This window comes from Sphingopyxis witflariensis, assembly GCF_002205635.1.
Classification (GTDB): Bacteria; Pseudomonadota; Alphaproteobacteria; order Sphingomonadales; family Sphingomonadaceae; genus Sphingopyxis; species Sphingopyxis witflariensis.
Genome location: NZ_NISJ01000004.1, coordinates 123,378 through 144,125 on the forward strand (window position 1 = coordinate 123,378; position 20,748 = coordinate 144,125).

The 20,748-nt window shown below is 64.6% G+C and carries 22 protein-coding genes; 10 read left to right on the forward strand and 12 right to left on the reverse strand.

Features of this window, described 5'->3' with window-relative positions:
- The first annotated feature begins 51 nt into the window (after positions 1 to 51).
- The 8 genes from ybaL to CDQ91_RS09320 all read left to right on the forward strand — a co-directional run bounded on the left by ybaL (position 52) and on the right by CDQ91_RS09320 (position 9,301).
- Positions 52 to 1,698, forward strand: coding sequence for a YbaL family putative K(+) efflux transporter (gene ybaL, locus CDQ91_RS09285; RefSeq protein WP_088472442.1), 1,647 nt, complete (start codon positions 52 to 54; stop codon positions 1,696 to 1,698).
- A 193-nt stretch (positions 1,699 to 1,891) separates the two neighbouring features.
- The gene (gene recQ, locus CDQ91_RS09290; RefSeq protein ID WP_088472443.1) at positions 1,892 to 3,667 is read left to right on the forward strand and encodes a DNA helicase RecQ; all 1,776 of its coding nucleotides are present in this window, start codon (positions 1,892 to 1,894) and stop codon (positions 3,665 to 3,667) included.
- Positions 3,668 to 3,761: 94 nt separating this feature from the next.
- Complete coding sequence (locus CDQ91_RS09295) at positions 3,762 to 4,817, forward strand: AraC family transcriptional regulator (protein ID WP_158213650.1); 1,056 nt, start codon at positions 3,762 to 3,764, stop codon at positions 4,815 to 4,817.
- Positions 4,818 to 4,913: 96 nt separating this feature from the next.
- Positions 4,914 to 5,750, forward strand: coding sequence for a sterol desaturase family protein (locus CDQ91_RS09300; RefSeq protein ID WP_237245909.1), 837 nt, complete (start codon positions 4,914 to 4,916; stop codon positions 5,748 to 5,750).
- Positions 5,751 to 5,806: 56 nt separating this feature from the next.
- Positions 5,807 to 6,241, forward strand: a complete 435-nt coding sequence (locus CDQ91_RS09305) for a protein tyrosine phosphatase family protein (protein WP_088472445.1) — start codon at positions 5,807 to 5,809, stop codon at positions 6,239 to 6,241.
- A complete protein-coding gene (locus CDQ91_RS09310) occupies positions 6,238 to 6,645 on the forward strand; it encodes a hypothetical protein (protein WP_088472446.1) in 408 nt (135 codons plus the stop codon). The genes CDQ91_RS09305 and CDQ91_RS09310 overlap by 4 nt, the downstream gene beginning before the upstream one ends.
- On the forward strand, positions 6,638 to 7,552 hold the full coding sequence (locus CDQ91_RS09315) for a sterol desaturase family protein (RefSeq protein WP_088472660.1): 915 nt from the start codon (positions 6,638 to 6,640) through the stop codon (positions 7,550 to 7,552). Before CDQ91_RS09310 ends, CDQ91_RS09315 begins: the two co-directional genes overlap by 8 nt.
- 162 nt (positions 7,553 to 7,714) lie before the next feature.
- The gene (locus tag CDQ91_RS09320; RefSeq protein ID WP_088472447.1) at positions 7,715 to 9,301 is read left to right on the forward strand and encodes a GMC family oxidoreductase; all 1,587 of its coding nucleotides are present in this window, start codon (positions 7,715 to 7,717) and stop codon (positions 9,299 to 9,301) included.
- 81 nt (positions 9,302 to 9,382) lie between these two features.
- Here CDQ91_RS09320 and CDQ91_RS09325 read toward each other — a convergent pair whose 3' ends face one another.
- Positions 9,383 to 9,922: a winged helix-turn-helix transcriptional regulator gene (locus CDQ91_RS09325; RefSeq protein ID WP_088472448.1), complete on the reverse strand. Its 540-nt coding sequence runs from the start codon at positions 9,920 to 9,922 to the stop codon at positions 9,383 to 9,385.
- 77 nt (positions 9,923 to 9,999) lie between these two features.
- On the opposite strand from CDQ91_RS09325, the gene CDQ91_RS09330 reads away from it, so the two are divergent.
- On the forward strand, positions 10,000 to 10,374 hold the full coding sequence (locus CDQ91_RS09330) for a VOC family protein (protein WP_088472449.1): 375 nt from the start codon (positions 10,000 to 10,002) through the stop codon (positions 10,372 to 10,374).
- Between the two features lie 521 nt (positions 10,375 to 10,895).
- Here CDQ91_RS09330 and CDQ91_RS09335 read toward each other — a convergent pair.
- From CDQ91_RS09335 to CDQ91_RS09385, 11 genes are all read right to left on the reverse strand, one after another.
- The gene (locus tag CDQ91_RS09335) at positions 10,896 to 12,269 is read right to left on the reverse strand and encodes an ammonium transporter (protein ID WP_088472661.1); all 1,374 of its coding nucleotides are present in this window, start codon (positions 12,267 to 12,269) and stop codon (positions 10,896 to 10,898) included.
- A 17-nt stretch (positions 12,270 to 12,286) separates the two neighbouring features.
- Positions 12,287 to 12,625 carry a P-II family nitrogen regulator gene (locus tag CDQ91_RS09340; RefSeq protein WP_088472450.1) on the reverse strand — a complete coding sequence of 113 codons (339 nt, stop codon included), beginning with the start codon at positions 12,623 to 12,625 and terminating at the stop codon, positions 12,287 to 12,289.
- A gap of 205 nt (positions 12,626 to 12,830) precedes the next feature.
- Complete coding sequence (locus tag CDQ91_RS09345; RefSeq protein ID WP_088472451.1) at positions 12,831 to 13,532, reverse strand: endonuclease/exonuclease/phosphatase family protein; 702 nt, start codon at positions 13,530 to 13,532, stop codon at positions 12,831 to 12,833.
- Positions 13,533 to 13,717: 185 nt separating this feature from the next.
- A complete protein-coding gene (locus CDQ91_RS09350) occupies positions 13,718 to 13,930 on the reverse strand; it encodes a putative signal transducing protein (RefSeq protein WP_088472452.1) in 213 nt (70 codons plus the stop codon).
- Entirely contained in the window at positions 13,930 to 14,493 is a 564-nt protein-coding gene (locus CDQ91_RS09355) for a pyridoxamine 5'-phosphate oxidase family protein (RefSeq protein ID WP_088472453.1), read from the reverse strand. The genes CDQ91_RS09350 and CDQ91_RS09355 overlap by 1 nt, the downstream gene beginning before the upstream one ends.
- Before the next feature lie 35 nt (positions 14,494 to 14,528).
- Positions 14,529 to 15,107, reverse strand: a complete 579-nt coding sequence (locus CDQ91_RS09360) for a DUF924 family protein (RefSeq protein ID WP_088472454.1) — start codon at positions 15,105 to 15,107, stop codon at positions 14,529 to 14,531.
- A 3-nt stretch (positions 15,108 to 15,110) separates the two neighbouring features.
- On the reverse strand, positions 15,111 to 15,512 hold the full coding sequence (locus tag CDQ91_RS09365; protein WP_088472455.1) for a hypothetical protein: 402 nt from the start codon (positions 15,510 to 15,512) through the stop codon (positions 15,111 to 15,113).
- A gap of 89 nt (positions 15,513 to 15,601) precedes the next feature.
- Positions 15,602 to 16,813 carry a hypothetical protein gene (locus CDQ91_RS09370; protein WP_088472456.1) on the reverse strand — a complete coding sequence of 404 codons (1,212 nt, stop codon included), beginning with the start codon at positions 16,811 to 16,813 and terminating at the stop codon, positions 15,602 to 15,604.
- 239 nt (positions 16,814 to 17,052) lie between these two features.
- Positions 17,053 to 18,495 (reverse strand): metalloprotease TldD, encoded by a 1,443-nt coding sequence (gene tldD / locus CDQ91_RS09375; protein ID WP_088472457.1) that lies wholly within the window; start codon positions 18,493 to 18,495, stop codon positions 17,053 to 17,055.
- A 154-nt stretch (positions 18,496 to 18,649) separates the two neighbouring features.
- Entirely contained in the window at positions 18,650 to 18,847 is a 198-nt protein-coding gene (locus CDQ91_RS09380; RefSeq protein ID WP_088472458.1) for a zinc-finger domain-containing protein, read from the reverse strand.
- 282 nt (positions 18,848 to 19,129) lie between these two features.
- Positions 19,130 to 19,690 (reverse strand): DUF4402 domain-containing protein, encoded by a 561-nt coding sequence (locus tag CDQ91_RS09385; RefSeq protein WP_088472459.1) that lies wholly within the window; start codon positions 19,688 to 19,690, stop codon positions 19,130 to 19,132.
- A gap of 112 nt (positions 19,691 to 19,802) precedes the next feature.
- Here CDQ91_RS09385 and CDQ91_RS09390 point away from each other — a divergent pair, with 112 nt between their 5' ends.
- Positions 19,803 to 20,726 carry an ABC transporter ATP-binding protein gene (locus CDQ91_RS09390; RefSeq protein WP_088472662.1) on the forward strand — a complete coding sequence of 308 codons (924 nt, stop codon included), beginning with the start codon at positions 19,803 to 19,805 and terminating at the stop codon, positions 20,724 to 20,726.
- The last annotated feature ends 22 nt before the right edge of the window (positions 20,727 to 20,748 follow it).

A 20,748-nucleotide genomic window follows, 5' to 3' on the forward strand; every position in this document is an offset into this window, starting at 1 on the left:
AATCACTTGTGTTACTTGACCCGATGCGGTTTCGGCCCGTAGGCGTTGGAAATGCCACATGATACCTCGTTGATCGGAACCATCGTCGCCGGCCTGGGCGTCGCGTTCCTGATGGGGGCGCTGGCGCATCGGCTGCGCATTTCACCGATCGCAGGCTATTTGCTCGCGGGCGTGCTCGTCGGGCCGTTCACCCCGGGTTTCGTCGCCGATACCGGGCTCGCGCTCCAGCTCGCCGAGATTGGCGTGATCCTGCTGATGTTCGGCGTCGGGCTTCATTTTTCGCTCAAAGACCTGCTCTCGGTGCGCAAGATTGCGGTGCCGGGGGCGCTTGTGCAGATCGCGGTAGCGACCAGCCTGGGGGTCGCGCTGGGGCTGTGGCTCGGCTGGTCGGTCGAGGGCAGCGTGGTTTTCGGCCTTGCACTGTCGGTCGCGAGTACGGTCGTGCTGCTGCGGGCGCTGCAGGCGCGCGACATGCTCGACAGCGAAATGGGGCGGATCGCGGTCGGCTGGCTGATCGTCGAGGATCTGGTGATGGTCCTCGCACTCGTGCTGCTTCCCGCCTTTTTCGGTGCACGCGGTGACGCGGCGACGACTGCGGGGCTCGCGCAGGCGGCGGCGATCGTCTTCGTCAAGGTCGTCGGCTTCATCGCTTTCATGTTGATCGTCGGACGGCGGGTGCTGCCATGGGTGCTGCACTGGGTTGCACATTCGGGGTCGCGCGAGCTGTTCCGGCTCGCAGTGCTCGCGATCGCGCTCGGCGTCGCCTTCGGCGCGGCGGTGATTTTTGATGTCAGCTTTGCGCTTGGCGCCTTTTTCGCCGGCATGATCCTCGGCGAAACGCAGCTCAGCCGCCGCGCCGCCGAAGAGACGCTGCCGCTGCGCGATGCCTTTGCGGTGCTGTTCTTCGTCTCGGTCGGGATGCTGTTCGACCCGACGGTGCTGGTCGAACAGCCGGGGCCGGTGCTCGCGACGGTCGCTATCATCGTGCTGGGCAAGTCGCTCGCGGCCTTTGCCATCGTCCGCGCCTTTGGCCATTCGGGGCGGACCGCGACGACGGTGTCGGTCAGCCTCGCGCAGATTGGCGAATTTTCCTTCATCCTCGCGGGGCTGGGGGTCGGGCTGAAAGTCATGCCCGACACCGCCCGTGACCTGATCCTTGCCGGGTCGATCCTGTCGATCCTGTTCAACCCCCTGCTCTTCACGCTGGCGGTGCGGTGGATGCGCGCCGAGACCGAGCGCGAAGCCGAGGCCGACGCGGCGGCCGAGGCGGCATTGCCGCCGCCCGAGCCGGTGCGCACCGTGCTGATCGGCTTTGGCCGCGTCGGCAGCCATATCGGCAGCCTTGTGTGCGGGCGCGGCGAGCGGCTGACGGTGATCGAGGATCAGGGCGATATGGCGGCGGCGGCCGAAGCGGCGGGCGCGACGGTCATCATCGGCAATGCCGCGAAGGAAAGCGTGCTGCGCCAGGCGCAGATCGAAAGCGCGACGACCCTGTTGATCGCGATCCCCGAAGGGGTCGAGGCGGGCGTGATCGTGCGCCGCGCCCGCGCGATCAACCCCGCGCTGACGATCGTCGCGCGCGCCCATTCGGACGAAGAGGTCGACGATCTGAAGCGGCGCGGCGCCGACCATGTTGTGATGGCCGAACGCGAGACCGCATCGCGGATGGCGGAACGTGCGCTGACGATGCGGAAATAGGCCGAAGTTCGGCCGACACCCAATATTGTCATCCCCGCGAAAGCGGGGACCCAGTTCAGACGGTCGCTGCGCAAACTGGGTTCCCGCTTTCGCGGGAATGACGAGGGGGAAGGGGCGACACGAGCGGGAATGGGGTGGGCCGACATAGAGGGGGCTTCCCCCGCCGCGCTATCCCCCCTATCGCGGCCCCGATATGTCCGCTGACGCGCTTCTCCCCCTGCTCAAATCGACCTTTGGCTTCGACCATTTCCGCGGCCGACAGGCCGAGGTCGTCGACCGGGTGATGGCGCGCGAGCGCACGCTGGCGGTGATGCCGACCGGCGCGGGCAAGTCATTGACCTATCAATTGCCCGCGGTCGCGCTCGACGGCTGCGTCGTCGTCGTGTCGCCGCTGATCGCGCTGATGCACGATCAGTTGCGCGGCGCGCGCGCGGCGGGGATCCGCGCCGCGAGCCTGACCAGCGTCGATATGGACGGCGCCGAAACGCGGCAGGCCTATCGCGACGGCACGCTCGATCTGCTGTATGTCGCCCCCGAACGCGCGACGGGCGAGGGGTTTCGCGCGCTGCTCGAGGCCCGCACCCCGGCATTGTTCGCGATCGACGAAGCGCATTGCGTTTCGGAATGGGGGCATGATTTCCGCCCCGATTACCGCTTGCTCCGTCCGTTGCTCGATGCCTTTCCGCAGGTGCCGCGCCTCGCGCTCACCGCAACCGCCGACAAGCACACGCGCGAGGATATTCTCGTTCAGCTCGGTATCCCCGATGACGGGCTGATCCTCGCGGGTTTCGACCGGCCGAACATCCGCTATGCGATCCGCCCGCGGATCAGTCCGGCGCGGCAGCTGCTCGATTTCATCGCCGCCAATCCTGGGCCGGGGATCGTCTATGCCCCGACGCGCAGCGGCACCGAGCGGCTCGCCGAACAGCTCGCCACCGCGACCGGGCGCCGCGTCGCGGCCTATCACGCCGGGCTCGATTCCGAGATACGCGCGCGGGTGCAGCATGATTTCGTCGCCAGCGAGGACGGCATCGTCACCGCGACGGTCGCCTTCGGCATGGGGATCGACAAGCCCGACGTGCGCTTCGTCGCGCATGCCGCGCTGCCCAAGTCGATCGAAAGCTATTATCAGGAAACCGGGCGCGGCGGGCGCGATGGCGACCCTGCCGAGACGCTGATGCTGTGGGGCGCCAATGACTTCGCGACCGCGCGGGTGCGGCTGGCCGAATTGCCCGAGGCGCGCGTCGCGGGCGAGCGCGCACGGCTGAACGCGCTGGCGGTGCTGGTCGAGACGGTCGAGTGTCGCCGCGCCGCGCTGCTCCGTCATTTCGGCGAAAATCCGCCGATGAACTGCGGCAATTGCGACAATTGCCTCGACCCCGCAGCGCAGGTCGATGCGACGGTGCTGGCGCAGAAATTGCTGAGTGCGGTCTATCGCACCGGACAAAGCTATGGCGCCGGGCATATCGAGGCGGTGCTGACCGGGCGTAGCGATGAGCGGATCGTCGGCCGCGGTCACGACAAATTATCGGTGTTCGGGATCGTCGAGGGCGAAGAGGCGCGGCTGATCAAGCCGCTGGTGCGCAGCCTGATGGCGCGGGAAGCCTTGTCGACGACCGAACATGGCGGGTTGATGCTCGGCCCCGCGGCGAAGCCGGTGCTGAAGGGCGAAGCGCCGGTGTTGATGGCCGAACCGCCGCTGAAGCGGACGAAGCGCGATCCCCGGGGCGCTGGGGCGGCGGCGAACCCCGTCGGCGACCCGCTGTTCGACGCGCTGCGCGCGACGCGGCGCGAATTGGCGCAGGAGGCGGGCGTGCCGCCCTATGTCATCTTCCACGACGCGGTGTTGCGCGCGATGGCGAACGAGCGGCCGACGAACCGTAGCGCGCTGTCGACGATCCCCGGGGTCGGGGCGAAGAAGCTCGACGCGTGGGGTGATGCTTTTCTGGCGGTGATCGACCAATATTAGTGCCCGTGGAGCCACGCATTGGAGCCGATTTACTCAACGAAAACAGATTGTAATCGCGCTCGCGTCGGTGCGTTTGATGCGGTAGCAGATGCGAATGCCGGTGCAGGACGTCCTTGACCTGATGATTCGCGGCGCCGCGACGGCGCTATTCTGCCTGTGGATCGCGATATTGTGGCGCGACTATCGCAATATATTGTCGGCGCGCGTCGCGATCGCGATGAACTTTGCCATCATCGCCTATTTGCTGGCGCCGGCTTTCCGTCCTGCGTCGCCGTTCAGTTTTCCTTTCGTCGTAGTCGACGCCTTGTCTTTGGCGGTGCCGGCGCTGTTCTGGCTCTTCGCCCGGCTGTGGTTCGACGACCGACAGCGGATCGACTGGCGCGACGGGTTGCTGATGGTCGGCTTTGCCGCGCTGCTGCTGGCGCAGGTCGCGGCGATCGTGACGACGGGCTGGTTCAGCTGGGAGATCATGCTGCTCGTACGCATCGGCATGCTGGGGTTCGCGCTCGGCGGGATATGGATCGCCTGGCGCGGGCGCGCCGCGGATCTGATCGAGGAGCGGCGCAGTTTTCGCCTTGCGGTGGTCGGCGCGATCGGCGGTTTCATCATGTGGATCATCTTCATCGAAATGTTCCCGAGCCGCGATATGAACCACGACCTGCGGCAGATGGTGACACTGCCCGCGATCGTGATCGCGACCTTCATTGTGTCGGTCGGCCTCTATCGCTTCCGCTCGGCTGAACTTTTCGCCGCGCCCGATGCTGCGCCGCAACGGGTGGAGGCGGAGCCCGCGGCGCCATCGGGACTCGCGCGGCGGTTGCAGGCGGTGATGGCCGAAGAGCGCGCCTATCGCGCCGAGGGCTTTTCGATCGCGGCGCTTGCAGCGCAGCTGGGCGAGCCCGAATATCGCGTGCGCCGGGCGATCAACGGTGAAATGGGGTTTCGCAACTTCACAGCCTTTCTGAACAGCTTTCGTCTAGAGGAGGTGTGCGCGGCGCTGGCCGATCCCGCGCAGCAAAGCGTGCCGATCCTGACCATCGCGATCGACGCGGGTTTCGGGTCGCTTGGCCCCTTTAACCGCGCCTTTCGCGATGCGGAGGGGATGACGCCAAGCGAATATCGCGCCGCGCGGCTGGGGACACGCGACTGATCGATTCTGAAATCGGCTAGCCGAATTTCGACATTGCGGAGCGGAGCGGACGCAAAACTGCTCGGACGCGGCCTTCCAGTTCAGGAGGGTGCCCGCATGATATCAGATTTTCCGCCGCTCGCCATATTGATTGAAAAAGGGCCGGCGATGTTCGGCGTCGATGCCGGACGCTATGTCATCGTCGCGGCGGTGACGAGCGCGATCGTCTGGGGGCTGCGCCGCACGCGCCTTGGCACGCGCAAGATTCAGGCGCGTGAGGCGACCGCCGCCGACATGCGCCGCGAGATGTTCCAGTCCTTGCGCTCGATCGGCGTCTATATCGTCATGGCGCTGCTTCTTTTGTGGGCCTTTGGGGGAGCGGGAATTTACCAGTTCGAAGGCAGCTATGGTTTCGGGGCCGATATGGCGCTGCTGGCGGCGACGATCGTCGCGCACGACACCTATTTCTATTGGGCGCATCGTACGATGCACCATCCCAAATTGTTCAAATATTTCCACCGCGCGCATCATCGGTCGGTGACCCCTACCGCATGGGCGATTTACAGTTTCGCCATTCCCGAAGCGGTCGTGATGTTCGCCTTCATCCCGCTCTGGTTGACGATCGTCTCGGTACCGATCTGGGTCATGTTCATGTGGGCCAATTTCCAGCTGATCCGCAACGCGATGGGACACGCCGGTTTCGAACTTCACCCGCGCTGGTGGCTGTCGTCACCGCTGACCCGCTGGATCAACACCACGACGCACCACGACCTGCACCATAGCGGCGGCTTCAACACCAATTACGGGCTCTATTTCACCTGGTGGGACAGGCTGATGGGAACCGAGCATCCGCGCTATGCCGAACGTTTTGCCGAAGTCGTCGCCGACCGGAGTAGTTCCCCTGCCCCGGCGGCGGCGGCACCCGAGGGCGAAAAGGCGCCGGTCCCCGCCTAGGGGGCCGTCGGGCTTTCACGCTTGTCAGCCAAAACGTGCGGCCTATAGATCGCGGCATGAGCGATTTTCGTCCCCTGTCCGCCGACTATAGCGTCGCCCCGCAGATTTCCGTCGAGGATGTGGCCGCGGCCAAATCCGCGGGCTTTGCGATGATCGTCAACAACCGGCCCGATGGCGAGGAGCCGTCGGCGCCGCAGGGCGACGATATTGCGAATGCCGCCGCGGCCGAGGGCCTCGCTTATGCGTCGATCCCGGTCGGTCATGCGGGCTTCAGTCATCCGCAGCTCGACGCGCTCGACGCGTTGCTGGCGGGGGCGACCGGGCCGGTGCTGGCCTATTGCCGTTCGGGGACGCGCTCGACGCATTTGTGGGCGCTGACCCGCGCCCGTGCGGGCGACGATGTCGGCGCGCTGTGCGAAGCGGCGGCGGGCGCGGGTTATGATCTTTCGGGGCTGCGGCCGATGATGGACGCGTTGGCGGGCGAAAAGTGACGGCAGCGGAGCTGATTCAGACCGGCGTATCGCTTGTCGCAGTGTTGTTCGTCGCGTGGCTGGTCAAGGCGATGGGATTGGGTGCTGACCCGCGTATCGAGGATGCCGATCATGCCATCCGCCTCGCCGAAGAGGCCGAGGCGGGTTTTGGCGGGACAGAGGTCGCGCGCGACCGCGCGGGTTTTGCCGCGCTTGTCCGCAATGGTGAGGGGCGGCTGTTGCTCGTCCGCGCGCATGGCAATCATTTCGCCGCGCGCCGCGTCGATGCCAGCGTCGTTGCGCGGCTCGACAAGAATTTTCTGATCCTGACGACGCCCGAACGGACATTCGGATCGGTAACGCTGCAATTGGGGAAGGAAGCGGGAATGTGGGCGAGCCGGATGCGTGAGATTGGTCGTGCCTGAACTTCCCGATCCCGTCGTCTACGCGGTCCCCGCCTTCATCCTGCTGTTGATCGCCGAGATGCTGTTCTCGCTGCGCAAGGACAAAAGCCGCTACGAGGCGCGCGACACGCTGACCTCGCTGCTGCTCGGGACGGGCAGCCAGGTCGCGGGCGCGCTCGTCGGCGCGGCGGTCGTGGGGGCGTCGGTATGGGTGTATCAGTTTCACCTGTTCGAGATCGGGATCGAGTTCCGCACCTGGTGGTGGGCGTGGATCCTCTGCTTCTTCCTCGATGATCTCGCTTATTATGCCTTTCACCGCAGCGCGCACCGCGTCCGCTGGTTCTGGGCGAGCCATGTCATTCATCATTCGAGCCAGCATTATAATCTGTCGACGGCGCTGCGGCAGACGTGGACCGGTTTCATCAGCCTCGCCTTCATCTTCCGCCTGCCGTTGCTGCTGATCGGTTTTCCGCCGGCGATGGTGTTCTTCTGCGCCGCGCTCAACCTGATCTATCAATTCTGGATCCATACCGAAGCGATCGGTCGGACGCCCAAATGGTTCGAGGCGGTGATGAACACCCCGTCGCACCACCGCGTCCATCACGGTGTCAATCCGCGCTACCTCGATTCCAACTATGCCGGGGTCTTCATCATCTGGGACAAGATGTTCGGCAGCTTCGTTCCTGAACGCGACGATGAACCGGTGCGTTACGGCATCGTCAAGCAGCTCGGCAGCTTCAATATTTTGTGGGCCGCGGTGCATGAATGGGTCGGGATTGCGAAGGATGTCTGGCACGCGCCGTGGCGGCACAAGCTGTCCTATATGTGGCGCGAGCCCGGCTGGAGTCATGATGGTAGCCGGCAGACGAGCGATATGATCCGCGAGAAATGGCGGGCGGGGCGACCGGCCGAAGAGGCGGCGGAGTAACAATCGTCGCCCCCGCGAATGCGGGAGCCGCTGGAGATGTAGCGCAAAACCGATAGCGGCCCCCGCCTTCGCGGGGGCGACGTGTAATGGGTTGCTTCGCCGTCTAATGACATTCATGTAAGTCCTCAATGACCACCGATCGGGTGGCGAGGGGAGCGGTACATGGATCAGTTCGACATCATCGTCATCGGCGGCGGCAGTGCGGGGAGCGCGGCGGCGGGACGGCTTGCCGAGGATGGGGCGCGGACGGTCTGTCTGGTCGAGGCGGGCGGGACCAATGATAATATGCTGGTCAAGACGCCGGGTTTCATGCCCTTCATCCGCGAAGCTTCAAACTATCGCTTTGAAACCGTGCCGCAAAAGGGGCTGAACGGCCGGACCGGTTATCAGCCGCGCGGGCGCGGGCTGGGCGGGTCGAGCGCGATCAACGCGATGGTTTATATCCGCGGGGTCGCCTTTGACTATGATCAATGGGCCTCGCTCGGCGCGACGGGGTGGAGCTATGCCGATGTGCTGCCCTACTTCAAGCGCAGCGAGGGCAATGAACGCGGCGGCGACGAATTTCACGGTGGCGACGGGCCGCTCAACGTTATGGACCAGCGCTGGCCCAATGTGACGAGCCGCCGCTTCGTCGAGAGCGCGGCGTCGCTGCAACTGCCGCGCACCGCCGATTTCAATGGCCCGAGCAATGAGGGTTTCGGCCTGTATCAGGTGACGCAAAAAGACGGCGAACGCTGGTCGGCGGCGCGCGCCTATGTCGAGCCATTGCGCGGGCGCGCCAATCTCGACATTCGCACCGGTGCGCTGGTCGAGAAGATATTGGTCGAAAATGGCCGCGCGGTGGGGGTGGTGATTCGGCGCGGCGGCAATCGCGAGACGCTGCGCGCGCGCGGCGGAGTGATATTGTCGGCGGGGGCGTTTGGGTCGCCCCAGATATTGATGCTGTCGGGGATCGGGCCGGCTGCGCATCTGAAGAATATGGGGCTGGGCGTGGTCGCCGACCGGGCGGCTGTCGGCGCCGATCTGCAGGACCATATCGACTATGTATCGGGTTGGGCGACCAAATCGGCCGAGCCCTTTGGCAACAGTCCGGGCGGCACCTGGCGGATGGTGAAGGCGATTTTCGAACATCGCACCAAGCGCACCGGGATCATGACGACCTGCTTTGCCGAGGCGGGTGGGTTCTGGAAATCATCGCCGGACCTGCCCGCGCCCGACATTCAATATCATTTCGTTCCGGCGCTGCTCGAGGATCATGGTCGGACCAAGGTGAAGGGGCATGGCTTTTCGTGCCATGCCTGTGTGCTGCGCCCCGAAAGTCGCGGGAGCGTGATGCTCGCGTCGGCCGATGCCAGCGCGGCGCCGATGATCGATCCGGGCTTCCTGACCGATGACCGCGACATGGCGACATTACGGGCGGGGGTGCGGATGATGCACCGTATCTGCGAAGCGCCGCCGCTGTCGGATTATGCCGGGACCGATCGCCACCCCGTCAACCTTGCTGACGATGCCGCACTCGACGCGCTGATCCGCGCGCGGGCCGACACCGTTTATCACCCGGTGGGAACGTGCCGGATGGGCAGCGACGCCGGGGCCGTGGTCGACCCGACGCTGAAGCTCAACGGCATCGACGGGCTGTGGGTCGCCGACGCCAGCATCATGCCGCGCCTCGTTTCGGGCAACACCAATGCGCCGAGCATCATGATCGGCGAACGTGCGGCCGATTTCGTGAAGGCGGCTTTGAATTAAGCTGTTCCCCGTCAAAAGCCGGGGCCCATGAGGCAAAGGCCCGGTTCTCCTTCTGGGGCCCGGCTTTCGCCGGGGAGCGACTTAAAGGCAGGCCTGCGCCAGAAATTGCCCGTTTTGCGTGAGATCATAGCGGCTTGCGGGCGGCCGCGTGTCGATCACCTCGCGCCGCACCAGCCCGTGGCTGCCCAGCGCGGTCAGCCCCTGCGACAGCGCGCGCGGGGTGGCGGGGGTGAGGAGGCGCGACAAGGCGTTGAAGCGGTCGTGGCCGCCGTCAATGCCGACGACGAGCGGCAGGCCCCAGCGCGTCGCGGAACCCGGCGGCAGGCCGATCGCTGTCTGTGCCTCAGCGATCGTCGCTGCACGCGGCGCCACCGCCGCGCCGGCTTCGGTGAGGATATATTCGGGGCGTAGCGGGTGGCCGTGACCGGGGTTGCGCTGCACCCAGCCGATCCGCGCTGCGGCCTCCAGCGTGCGCGTGCAGCTGTCGCGCGAAAGTCCGAGCCGGTGGATCAACTCGACGAAGCGCGCGCCCTTGTGCGCGTCCAGATCGGCGAGCAACGGCACCAGCCAGCGATGGCTGCCGAGCGCGATGAGCAGCGGATCGGGCTTGCTTGACGGCATTTGCAAGTAACTATACAAATCAGACCATAGAGGCAAGCGCGATCGGAAGGCCGATCAGACGCGACGGGAGAGATGACATGGCACTGACGATCGGATCGGAACTCACCTGCTCGCTGGGCGTGACCGACATGACGGCGGCGATCGGCTGGTACGAACGGGTGATGCACTGCAAATTGCTCTACCGCGCCGACGAAATCGGCTGGTGCGAACTCGCGACCCCGATGGCGGGGGTCAATATCGGGCTCAGCCAGGTCGAATCGGTGGTTCAGGGCGGCGGCGCGACGAATGTATTCGAGGTTGCCGACATCGAAGAGGCCAAGGCGCATCTCGATGCCGAGGGCGTGCGGCAGGATGGCGAAATTCAGCATGTTCCGGGGCTGGTGAAGCTGATCACCTTCTATGATCCCGACGGCAATGCGTTCATGTTCTCGCGGTCGGAAGCGGCGGGGTGATCGCAAGCCGCCGCGACGGTGCTGCGCCGCAAAATGATGCCCGTGCAGGGTAGTTTCTGGCGGCGGCGGCGACCCGCGAAAGTGGTCGGCCGAGCGATGCGTTTGAAGCGCGTGAAAGGTTGAAGACCGGCGATTCGATGTTGTGGGGGGTGTCGCCGTGGGTGGGGTTTGACGCGGCGGCGCTATCGTGAAAATCCGCATTTTCCGACGATTTCACCCATTGCAGTGACGATGGGCAAAAAAAGAGGGCCGGGACTTGCGTCCCGGCCCAGCCTTTCAGGCTCTCCCCTCCTGAAACTCTTGACAGACTGAATGCCATATTAATGTGCTGATGAAAAGGCCTAAATTCACGATTTCGGCGTTCCGATTTTGCGCAGCATTTTTGCAACATGAAAACGCGAAAAAATGGGCCGGAACAGCATGTGTTCCGGCCCAAGTGGTTCGCAGGAGGAACCTCGGTAGGACCCCGCCGCCGCCGTTTGAAAGGAGAGAGAGCGTGCGGCGGCGGGTGTCCTGTCTCGTCAATAATTATAGGCACGCTCGCCATGTTCGCCGAGGTCGAGGCCTTCGCGCTCCACCTCGGGGCTGACGCGCAGCCCGGTGAGGGCCTTCGCCGCATAGATGGCGATCGCCGTGCCGATGCTTGCCCAGATGATTGTCGTGCCGACCGCCAAAATCTGCGTCACCAGCTGGCCGCTCAGATCATAGTCGGCACCTGCGGGGCCACCGATCGCGGCGAGCATGGTGACGGCGGTGCCGACCGCACCGACCATGCCGCCGATGCCGTGGATACCGAACGCATCGAGCGAGTCGTCATAGCCGAGCTTGGCCTTGAGCTTGGTCACTGCGAAGAAGCAGATGACCGAGGCCAGTGCACCGAGCAGGATCGCGCCGAAGGGCCCGCTGTTGCCCGCTGCGGGGGTGATCGCGACGAGGCCTGCGATGACGCCCGAGCAGAAACCAAGCGCCGATGCCTTGTGCCCGCTGAGCTTTTCCGCGAGCATCCAGGCAAGGGCGCCCGATGCGGTCGCGACCATCGTGTTGATCATGGCGAGACCCGCCGAACCATTGGCTTCGAGCGCCGAGCCGGCGTTGAAGCCGAACCAGCCCACCCAGAGCAGCCCGGTGCCGATCATCGTCATGGTCAGCGAATGCGGCGCCATGATTTCCTTTTGATAGCCGATGCGCTTGCCGAGGATCAGGCAGGCGACGAGAGCGGAGACACCGGCGTTGATATGGACGACCGTGCCACCCGCAAAGTCGAGCGCGCCCATTTCGAAAAATTTGCCGCCGGCTGCCCAGACCATGTGCGCGATCGGGAAGTAGACGATGGTGAGCCAGATGACGCCAAAGACCAGAACGGCCGAGAATTTCATCCGTTCGACCACCGATCCCAGCACGAGCGCCAGCGTGATGGCGGCAAAGGTCATCTGGAAGGAGATGAACACATATTCGCTGATCACTTCGTCGGTGAAGGTCGCGGCGGTCGAGTCGACGCCGACCCCGGCGAGGAACAGCTTGCCCAGTCCGGCCACATAGGGCTTGAGCGGTTCGATCGTGGTGTCGGGACCAAAGGCCATCGAATAGCCCCACATGACCCAGACGAGCATCGCGAGGCAGGCGGCTGCGCCGACCTGCGTCATCGTCGACAACATATTCTTGGTGCGTGTCAGGCCGCCGTAAAAGAGCGCGAGCCCCGGCAGGATCATCAACAGGACGAGCACCGTAGAGGTCATCATCCAGGCATTGTTACCCGGATTGGGGACGGCCGGAGCCGCCTTGGCCACCGCTTCGGCCGCCGCGGGTGCCGCTTCCTGCGCCCAGGCGGGCAGCGCGGCGAACAGCGCGAGGCCTGCGGCCCCGGCGCTTGCCGCAAATTTATCTGCGAACGTCATATGTTCCCCCTTCGTCATCATAGTGCCGCCTCGCCGGTCTCGCCGGTGCGGATGCGCACGGCCTGTTCGACGTCGAGGACGAAAATCTTTCCGTCGCCGATCGCCCCGGTACCGGCGCTTTGCTGAAGTGTTTCGACGACGCGTGGTGTCAGGCCGTCGTCGCAGACGAGCTCGATCTTTACCTTCGGCACCATGTTGGTCGCATATTCCGCGCCGCGGTAAATTTCGGTCTGTCCCTTTTGCCGGCCAAAGCCTTTGACCTCGGTCACGGTCATGCCGGTGATGCCCAGCCCGGTGAGCGCTTCGCGTACCTCGTCGAGCTTGAACGGTTTAATTATCGCCAGGATCAGCTTCATAATGCCCCCTTGTGCCACTTGCATGATGTTGCACTGCAACAGCCGTGCCAGATGCTGGGAAGGCGGTGGGAGGCGGGGTTTTGCGACGTGCAAGAGCCGAAGCGGCCAGCGATCCTTCTCCTGCGGGGCAGGTGAGGCAGGCGATTGCCCAATATTTAGGCAGGATCGTGTTATTCCCCTCCCGCTTGCGGGAGGGGAGTTCAGCTTATGCGGCCGTCTTGGTAAACCGCGCCCAGATCGGCAGATGATCCGACGCACGAGCGGCAAGTGCGCTCTGGTGCACTCCGGCATCGACGGGCTGAAGGTCGGGGGAGGCGAAGATGCGGTCGAGTTTGGCGACCGGGCGGCGGCTGTGAAAACTGTGGCCGGTATCGACCATATGGTGGCGCTCGCAAAAATCATGGAGGCAACCGCCGCGATTGCGCCATTCGTTGCAGTCGCCCATCAATATCGTCGGCAGTTCCTCGCCCTGGGCGATATGATTCAGGATCGCGCGGGCCTGCTGGCGTCGGCGTAGCCCCGAAATGTCGAGGTGCATGCCGACGACGCGCAGCCTTGTGTCGCCGATGCGGACCGTCGCGGCGACGGCGCCGCGTGGTTCGAGCGTCGGCAGGTGGAGCGCATGGCTTTCCTCGACCACGGCGCCCTTGCGGACGAGCAGCGCGTTGCCGTGCCAGCCGATCGCATAGGGACGGCCGTCCAGCAGGTCGACCGGGACATAGTCGCTATGCTCTTCGAACATATGCGGCGGGATCGCGCTCGCGCGGGTGCCGAAGCGGCGATCGGCCTCTTGCAGTGCAATGATATCGGCGTCGAGCTCGCGAAGTACGGACAGCACCCGGCCGGGATCGCGGCGGCGGTCGAGCCCGATGCCCTTGCGCATATTGTAACTGGCGACTTTGATCATGGGGTGGGGGAGGCTGCTTTCCGGGTCGGTTGTATGAGTAAGGACGAATGGTGTCTGGATTCGGTTGCGGAAGAAAATAACGTCATTGCAAGCGGAGCGGAGCAATCTCCAGCCATCGACCTTGCGCAAGGACCTTGGCTGGAGATTGCCGCGTCGCGCGCGGCTCCTCGCAATGACGAGGAAAATCAGCCAGCGTCAAATTCGGCGAGCAGGGCCCGCGCCTCGTCCAGATCCTCGTCGAGTACCATGATGCGGACCGGGATCATCAGCCCGACGCTTTCGGCGATGTTCATTCCGGCGTCGAAGCAGACGGCATGGACCCCCGCGCTTTCGATCCGACCGCGCAGCAGCTCTGCCTCGGCGCCATTGGGCAGGCGGACCAGTTCGACGAGCGGCATCAGGTGTCGCCCGCGATGAAACGGTCGGTTGGTCGCGTCGGCAGGCCGTCGATGCTCTTCGTGCGGCCCTGGAATTTCTCGACCCACACATCACGGTCAGCCTGGCGGTGATATTTTTGCAGCGTGTCGCGCTCGTGCTGCAATTCCATCATCGGAACCCCCCAGCCGCAGCTCGTCTGTACGCTCTCGACGTCGATGACGAAAATCTGGCGGGTGCCGGGGATCAGGGTGAAGTGTGCGGCGAGCGCGCCCCATTCATCGTCCTGCGGCAGCACCGGGCGACCGCGGCCATAGATGCGCAGGATCAGCGCGCTGCGGTCGAAGGCGCAGAACATGATGGTGATCCGGCCATCGGCGGCGAGATGCGCGTGGGTTTCATTGCCCGACCCACCGAGGTCGAGATAGGCGACCTGGCTGTCCGACAATATTTTGAAACTGTCGGCATAGCCCTTGGGCGAGAGGTTGATGCGCCCGTCCGATGCCGCGGTCGCGGTGAAGTAGACCGGCTGTTTCTCGATGAAGGCGATATGCTTGTCGGTCAGCGTGTTGGTGAATTCGGCCATTTAGCAACGCTCCGCTGGAGTTTCGGCGGTTCCTATCACCAATTTTTGCCTTCCTCCACTGCGCCCTCCTCGTCGGGGCGCGTGGTGCGGCCGAGCACCGCATTGCGGTGCGGAAAGCGGCCGAAGCGGTCGATGATCGCGAAATGCTTTTGCGCATAGTCGCGGAACATCGGGTCGGCGAGCTGCGCAAAGAGGCGCAGCGATTCGCGCTGATCGGCAATGTCTTCGCTATGTTCGAAAGGCAGATAGGCGAATTGGCGCCGCTCGTCGGGCCATTGCTGGTCCCAGCCATGTTTGATGATGCCGCGCGCGATCGCACGGGCGAGGCTGTCGGTGGCAAAGGCGTCGGGATGGCCGCGGAAAATGTTGCGCGGTACCTGATCGAACAGGATCGCCGCCGCGAGCGCGGTGTCGGGGTCGGTCAGGAAGCTTTCGACGGGCTTCGACCTCAGGGCCTCGCGCCAGTCGCCCGCAAGCGTCCGCACCGCTTCGTCGAAATCGGGCCCGCCGCCATACCAGTCGTCCTGACCATGGGCGCCGAACCAGAAGGCAAGAAGCTGCGCCGCCCAGTCGGCGGGCGGCGCAGCGATTACGGTATCGGACTCATTCGCCAAGCGTCAGTCGCCTTTCACGCGGCGATACGGAACGAAATCGCCGAGCGAGACGAAGCCTGAATACATATGGCTCATCCGGTCGTGCAGTTCGACCGTGTCGATGTTGCACAGCTGGTTGCCGGTCAATTTGGTCACCAGCACATCATCATCGTCGAGCGATTCGGCGCCGCTGCGTGGGCGGTTGACCCACAAGGTGCTGCCTGAACGATAGACGATCGCGGTCTTGTCGATGATCTGCGATCCGTTGGTGGCGGACAGCGGGATGCATTTTTGCGGTTCGCCCGCGACACGACCTTCGAGCAGCTTTTCGAGCTGTGCCTCGGGCGCGAGCTTTTCGCGGGCGATCACGGCGGGCGCCGCGAGCAGCGCGGCGGCGGTGAGGGTTGCGGTGATAAGCGGGCGCATGGTCTTAAACTCCTGATATATGATGCCCTATCCCTTGATGTCGCCTTACACCCGCATGCGTGAACCGCGGCTGACTCGAGGTCGCCCGTTCAGCAGGCGCCTTCGGGAAGAGGGATGCCGAGCGGCCCCTTGCACTTCTTTTTCTTCGCCGGCGCGGGCGTGCTTTCCCCGGCATTGCCGCCGCTCATGCCGCCGAAATCGGCGCCGATCATCAGCATCGTGTGCGACCGGAAACGCACCTTCGCGGTCCAGTCGATATTCCACACCGCATTGCCTGCGGGCTTGGGCGGGTAGGAGAAGTTCGCCTCGGGCCCAAAGGCGTTCAGATTGCCGAACATCATCTCGCCGGACGCCTTCTTGACCTCGGCCGGAATCTGGCAGCTCGTCTGCGACGGCGGCATGACGACTTTCTGGGTGACGAGCTTCGCGACCGTCGCGGGAGGCAGCCAGTCCCACAGCCCGCCGCCAAATTGCTGTGTCGAGCTGCTCGACCACCATATCATGTCGCCGCCGCCACCGCCGCCGCGATCCATGCCGCCGATCGTCCAGGCGACATAGCCGGTCGCGCTGGGCAACTGATTCCAGCGAAGCATCACCGACTGGTCGCCCTGGACCGCACTCGATGCGGACAGGCCCTGCATATAGTCCTGCGCCAGCGTGAAATTGATATCGGGGCCATAGTTGCTAGCGATGCGGTGGGCGCCGAGCAGCGACGATCCTGATCCGGGCTGTTTGCCATTTTTGCTGTTCGGCCAGTCGGCATAGGAACGGCTGTTCGTCTGCGACACGGTGCGGATGACCGGCGCTGCGCTCGAAAACAGACCCGGCGGCACCTGTCCTGCCGCGACCTTGGCGAAATCAATCACGACCGGCTGACCCGGCCCGGCCTTGGCGCCGCAGCCCCAATAGAGCAAAAGGCGTCCCTTCGGCCGTTCGAACTCGCCCTGATAATCGCCCTGCTTGCGCTCGGGGCTGATCAGCGGCACCGATTTGCCAAGCTTGGCCTGCGCTTCGAAAAAATGGTCGCCCTTCGGCGGCGGTGCGGTTGGCGGCAGGTCGGAACCGAGGCGGAGAACGAGCTGATGGGCGACCTTGCTCGACGGGTCGCCGCCGAACATCATGCCCATCGCCCCGCCGAGGCCACCGCGCCCGCCACCCGCCATGGCGGCAAAGCCGGACATGGTCGCGACGTCCATTTCATAACGTTCTTTGGGGCCATTGGTTTTTTGGGCCGATCCGGGAACGGCGGCAAGCCCCGCCGCGACGGCGGCAACGGACACGAAATACAGACTCGAACGCATGATACCCTCCCTGTTGCCGGGGACGAAGCCCGGCGGATGATGCGGCCCGATTTTTCTTATCTTTGGTGGGTGTATATGCGCGGAGGTGCGGAACGCCAAGTGAGGCGGGTCACAGGGGTCTTTTATCGCCCGTCATTGCGAGAAGCCGAAGGCGACGAAGCAATCTCCAGCGACCGGACTCACGCTTGGCCGATGGCTGGAGATTGCTTCGCTACGCTCGCAACGACGGGAGTTGATGGTCAGGCGGTGCCGCCCACGGTCAGCCCGCCGACCAGCAGCGTCGGCTGCCCAACCCCGGCGGGAACGCTTTGGCCCGCCTTGCCGCAAACACCGATGCCTTCGTCGATCGCCATATCGTTGCCGATGCCCATCACTTTGGTGAGCACGCTCGGGCCGTCGCCGATCAAGGTCGCGCCCTTGATCGGATCGCCGATTTTGCCATTTTCGATCTTATAGGCTTCGGTACAGCTGAAGACGAACTTGCCCGACACGATGTCGACCTGCCCGCCGCCGAAGCTCTTGGCAAAAATGCCGTTCTTGACGCGGCTGAGCAGTTCGGCGGGATCGTCGTTGCCGCCGCGCATGAAAGTGTTGGTCATCCGCGGCATCGGCGCGTGGGCGAAGCTTTCGCGGCGTCCGTTGCCGGTCGGCTCGACCCCCATCAGGCGCGCGTTGAGGCGGTCCTGCATATAGCCTTTGAGGATGCCGTCTTCGATCAGGATGGTCTCGCCTGTCGGTGTGCCTTCATCGTCAATGCTGAGCGAACCGCGACGGCCGCCGCCGACGGGGCTTTCCATCGCGCCGTCATCGACCACGGTCACGCCGGGCGCGGCGACGCGTTCGCCGATGCGGCCGGAAAAGGCGCTGGTGCCCTTGCGGTTGAAATCGCCCTCGAGCCCGTGGCCGACGGCTTCGTGGAGCAGGACGCCGGGCCAGCCGGGGCCGAGCAAAACGGTGAACTCGCCCGCAGGCGCATCGACTGCGCGCAGATTGACGAGCGCCTGGTTCAGCGCTTCGTCGATCGCGCGGTTCCACTGCGCATCCTCGAACAGATGATCGTACATATAGCGCCCGCCGAGCCCGAAATAGCCGGTTTCGCGGCGGCCATTTTCCTCGACCACGATGCTGACGTTGAGGCGGACGAGCGGGCGGATGTCGGTCGCGAGGAAACCGTCGGCGCGGACGATTTCGACCACCGACCAGCTGCCGGCGAGGCTGACCGACACCTGGACGACGCGCGGATCGCGCGCGCGGGCGGCGGCGTCGACCTGCTGGCAGAGCGCAACCTTCTTGGCGAAGGGGACGAGGTCGAGCGGATTCGCTTCGTCATAGAGATGGCGATTGGTGCGCGGCGGCGGCGCGGCGTGTGTCCCCTTGGCGGGATCGAGCAGCGCGAGCGTTTCGGCGGCGCGGCGGATCGCGCCCGCGCTGATGTCGCTGGCATGGGCAAAGCCCGTCATCTCGCCCGACACGGCGCGCAGGCCAAAGCCGGCATCGGTCGAATAATCGGCGGTCTTGAGCCGTCCGTCATCGAAGCCGAAGCTCTCGGTCGCGCGATATTGCAGGTAAAGCTCGCCGTCGTCGGACTTTGCCAAGGCCTCGCGCGCAAGGCTTTGCGCCAGATCGGGGTCGAGCGCGTCGGCGCGATAGAGGAAGCGGCGGGGATCGGTCGGGCTTGTCATGCCCGCGATATAGGCACGCAGGCGCGTTCGCGCAAAGGGGCTGTCCGAGATAGTTGGCGGTCCGCCGGTGCGCTTGCGGTGCGGCTTGCCGGATTTCAGCCCTTATCGGCGATCCCGACGACGACTCAGGCCCTGACGCTGATGCCGCCCATGATCAGGCTTTGTCGGCGATTCCGCCGATGAGGATGAAGCGACGGTCGCAATAGCCGCAGTCGGCAAAACCTTCGTCGGTGTCGATTTCCAGCCACACGCGCGGATGACCGAGCGCGGCGTCGGCGAGGCCGTCACCGGTGCCGTCGCAGGCGATGCGGGTCTTGGGCGTGCGGATCGTTTCGGGAGCGGGCTGTGTCATCGACCGGGCCCATAGCAAGCGTGCGAAGCCTCGGCAATCGGGTCTGCGCAACTCAAATCCTCCCTGTCGCGCAGCGATGGGGAGGGGGACCGTCGCCGCAGGCGATGGTGGAGGGGCCGCAACGTCACGCTATTGGCCCCTCCGTCAGCGACTACGCCGCTGCCACCTCCCCATGCCTTCGGCACAGGGAGGATCGTCGGTGTGGGGTCATGACGGCACCGGCAAGCGCCCTTTCGAGCGTCCCTGGTCCCCGGTGCCGTCCTCCCCCACGGAGCTGGTTGGTCAGAGATAGTTCAGGGTGACGGTGAAGCTGCCGCTGTAGTCGCCCGGCGCCTGATTGGCGCCGACCTCCAGTGTCGCGCCGATCGGAAAATTATAATTGCCGAGCGCGGACGTGATGCGAAAGCGTGTCGGTCCGGTCGAGAGGATTGCGCTCGGCGTGCTGCCAATCTCGAAATCGCGCACACGCATCCTTGTGCCCGGCCCGGTAATCCAGATGCTGTTCGCGCCGAGCGAAATATTGACCTGGCGGTTGAAGCTGCCGAGCCCCGCGAAGCGGGCGGGTTCGCCGCCGCTGCCCGCCAGTGTCGCGCCGCCGGTTCGCGTGCGGGCGCCATCGGGAGCGACGCGCACGGTGCCCGCGGTTCCCGACGCAATGATGTCGCCGAAATCGAGGTCGCCCACCTTGAAGAAGGAAAGCGGACGAAGCACGATGGCTTCGGCCTGACCTTGCGCATTGTTCTGGGCCAGCGCCGGCGAAGCGGCGGCAAGCGCGAACAAGGGCGCAAAGATGGCGAGGCCGCGCTGCGCAGGCAGCGGGCAAATGATGTGGCTGGTCCTCACAAAATTTGTCCTAGCGGCGAGTTTCCAATTTAGCGTTAACGCGGCGCTGGGCAAAAATGAGGCCGGAGATGAAGTCTTTCGCAGGCGGGGGAGCGCGGCTATGGAAGGCGCCATGACCGAAGCCGCTATTCGCATCGACGCCGTCTCCAAGCTTTATGCTGGAGGCAAACAGGCGCTCGACAATGTCAGTTTCGACGTGCCGCGCGGCCAGATTTTCGGGCTGCTCGGGCCGAACGGTGCGGGCAAGTCGACGCTCATCAATATCCTCGCGGGGCTGGTCAACAAGACGAGCGGGTCGGCGAGCATCTGGGGTTTCGACATCGACGCGGATCCGCGCAACGCCAAATATTCGATCGGCATCGTCCCGCAGGAAATCGTTTTCGACCCGTTTTTCACGCCTTTCGAGACGCTGGAGAATCAGGCCGGGCTCTATGGCGTGCCCAAGGCAAAGCGGATTTCGGACGAACTGCTCGCCGCGGTTCACCTGTCGGACAAGCGCGACGCCTATGCCCGCACCTTGTCGGGAGGCATGAAGCGCCGCCTGCTCGTCGCGAAGGCGATGGTCCATTCGCCGCCGATCATCGTCCTCGATGAGCCGACCGCCGGGGTCGACATCGAACTGCGCCAGCAATTGTGGGACTATGTCCAGCGCCTCAACGATCGCGGCGTGACCGTGGTGCTGACGACGCATTATCTGGAAGAGGCCGAACAGCTGTGCGACCGGATCGCGATCATCAACCATGGCAAGCTGATCGCGAACAAGCCGACGCGCGAGCTGGTCGATATGGCGCGCGAAAAGGTCGTCGTCGTGACGCTGGACGCCGATATTGTGACGCTTCCCGATCATCCCGCGTTCGACAAGATCGAGCGTGAGGGCGATCGCGGCCTTGCGATCAGTTATAACAAGGACCGGATGAACGCGGGCGAAGTGCTCGCTGCGGTCAATGCGATGGGGCTTGGCATCGTCGATGTGTCGACGCGCGAAGCTGATCTGGAAGATGTGTTCCTGAATTTGACGCGGGCGGCGAATGGCTGACACATAGCTGTTTTGCCGTTCG

Excerpts from the sequence above, each read along its gene's own strand:
- CDQ91_RS09345 (WP_088472451.1), bottom strand. The coding sequence starts at position 13,532 with ATGATCAAAGTCGCCAGTTACAATATGCGCAAGGGCATCGGGCTCGAC.
- ybaL (WP_088472442.1), top strand. The coding sequence starts at position 52 with ATGCCACATGATACCTCGTTGATCGGAACCATCGTCGCCGGCCTGGGC.
- CDQ91_RS09305 (WP_088472445.1), top strand. The coding sequence starts at position 5,807 with ATGAGCGATTTTCGTCCCCTGTCCGCCGACTATAGCGTCGCCCCGCAG.
- tldD (WP_088472457.1), bottom strand. The coding sequence starts at position 18,495 with ATGACAAGCCCGACCGATCCCCGCCGCTTCCTCTATCGCGCCGACGCG.
- CDQ91_RS09390 (WP_088472662.1), top strand. The coding sequence starts at position 19,803 with ATGACCGAAGCCGCTATTCGCATCGACGCCGTCTCCAAGCTTTATGCT.
- CDQ91_RS09350 (WP_088472452.1), bottom strand. The coding sequence starts at position 13,930 with ATGCCGCTCGTCGAACTGGTCCGCCTGCCCAATGGCGCCGAGGCAGAG.
- CDQ91_RS09380 (WP_088472458.1), bottom strand. The coding sequence starts at position 18,847 with ATGACACAGCCCGCTCCCGAAACGATCCGCACGCCCAAGACCCGCATC.
- CDQ91_RS09340 (WP_088472450.1), bottom strand. The coding sequence starts at position 12,625 with ATGAAGCTGATCCTGGCGATAATTAAACCGTTCAAGCTCGACGAGGTA.
- CDQ91_RS09365 (WP_088472455.1), bottom strand. The coding sequence starts at position 15,512 with ATGCGCCCGCTTATCACCGCAACCCTCACCGCCGCCGCGCTGCTCGCG.
- CDQ91_RS09335 (WP_088472661.1), bottom strand. The coding sequence starts at position 12,269 with ATGACGTTCGCAGATAAATTTGCGGCAAGCGCCGGGGCCGCAGGCCTC.
- CDQ91_RS09370 (WP_088472456.1), bottom strand. The coding sequence starts at position 16,813 with ATGCGTTCGAGTCTGTATTTCGTGTCCGTTGCCGCCGTCGCGGCGGGG.
- CDQ91_RS09355 (WP_088472453.1), bottom strand. The coding sequence starts at position 14,493 with ATGGCCGAATTCACCAACACGCTGACCGACAAGCATATCGCCTTCATC.
- CDQ91_RS09330 (WP_088472449.1), top strand. The coding sequence starts at position 10,000 with ATGGCACTGACGATCGGATCGGAACTCACCTGCTCGCTGGGCGTGACC.
- CDQ91_RS09295 (WP_158213650.1), top strand. The coding sequence starts at position 3,762 with ATGCCGGTGCAGGACGTCCTTGACCTGATGATTCGCGGCGCCGCGACG.
- CDQ91_RS09325 (WP_088472448.1), bottom strand. The coding sequence starts at position 9,922 with ATGCCGTCAAGCAAGCCCGATCCGCTGCTCATCGCGCTCGGCAGCCAT.
- recQ (WP_088472443.1), top strand. The coding sequence starts at position 1,892 with ATGTCCGCTGACGCGCTTCTCCCCCTGCTCAAATCGACCTTTGGCTTC.
- CDQ91_RS09300 (WP_237245909.1), top strand. The coding sequence starts at position 4,914 with ATGATATCAGATTTTCCGCCGCTCGCCATATTGATTGAAAAAGGGCCG.
- CDQ91_RS09320 (WP_088472447.1), top strand. The coding sequence starts at position 7,715 with ATGGATCAGTTCGACATCATCGTCATCGGCGGCGGCAGTGCGGGGAGC.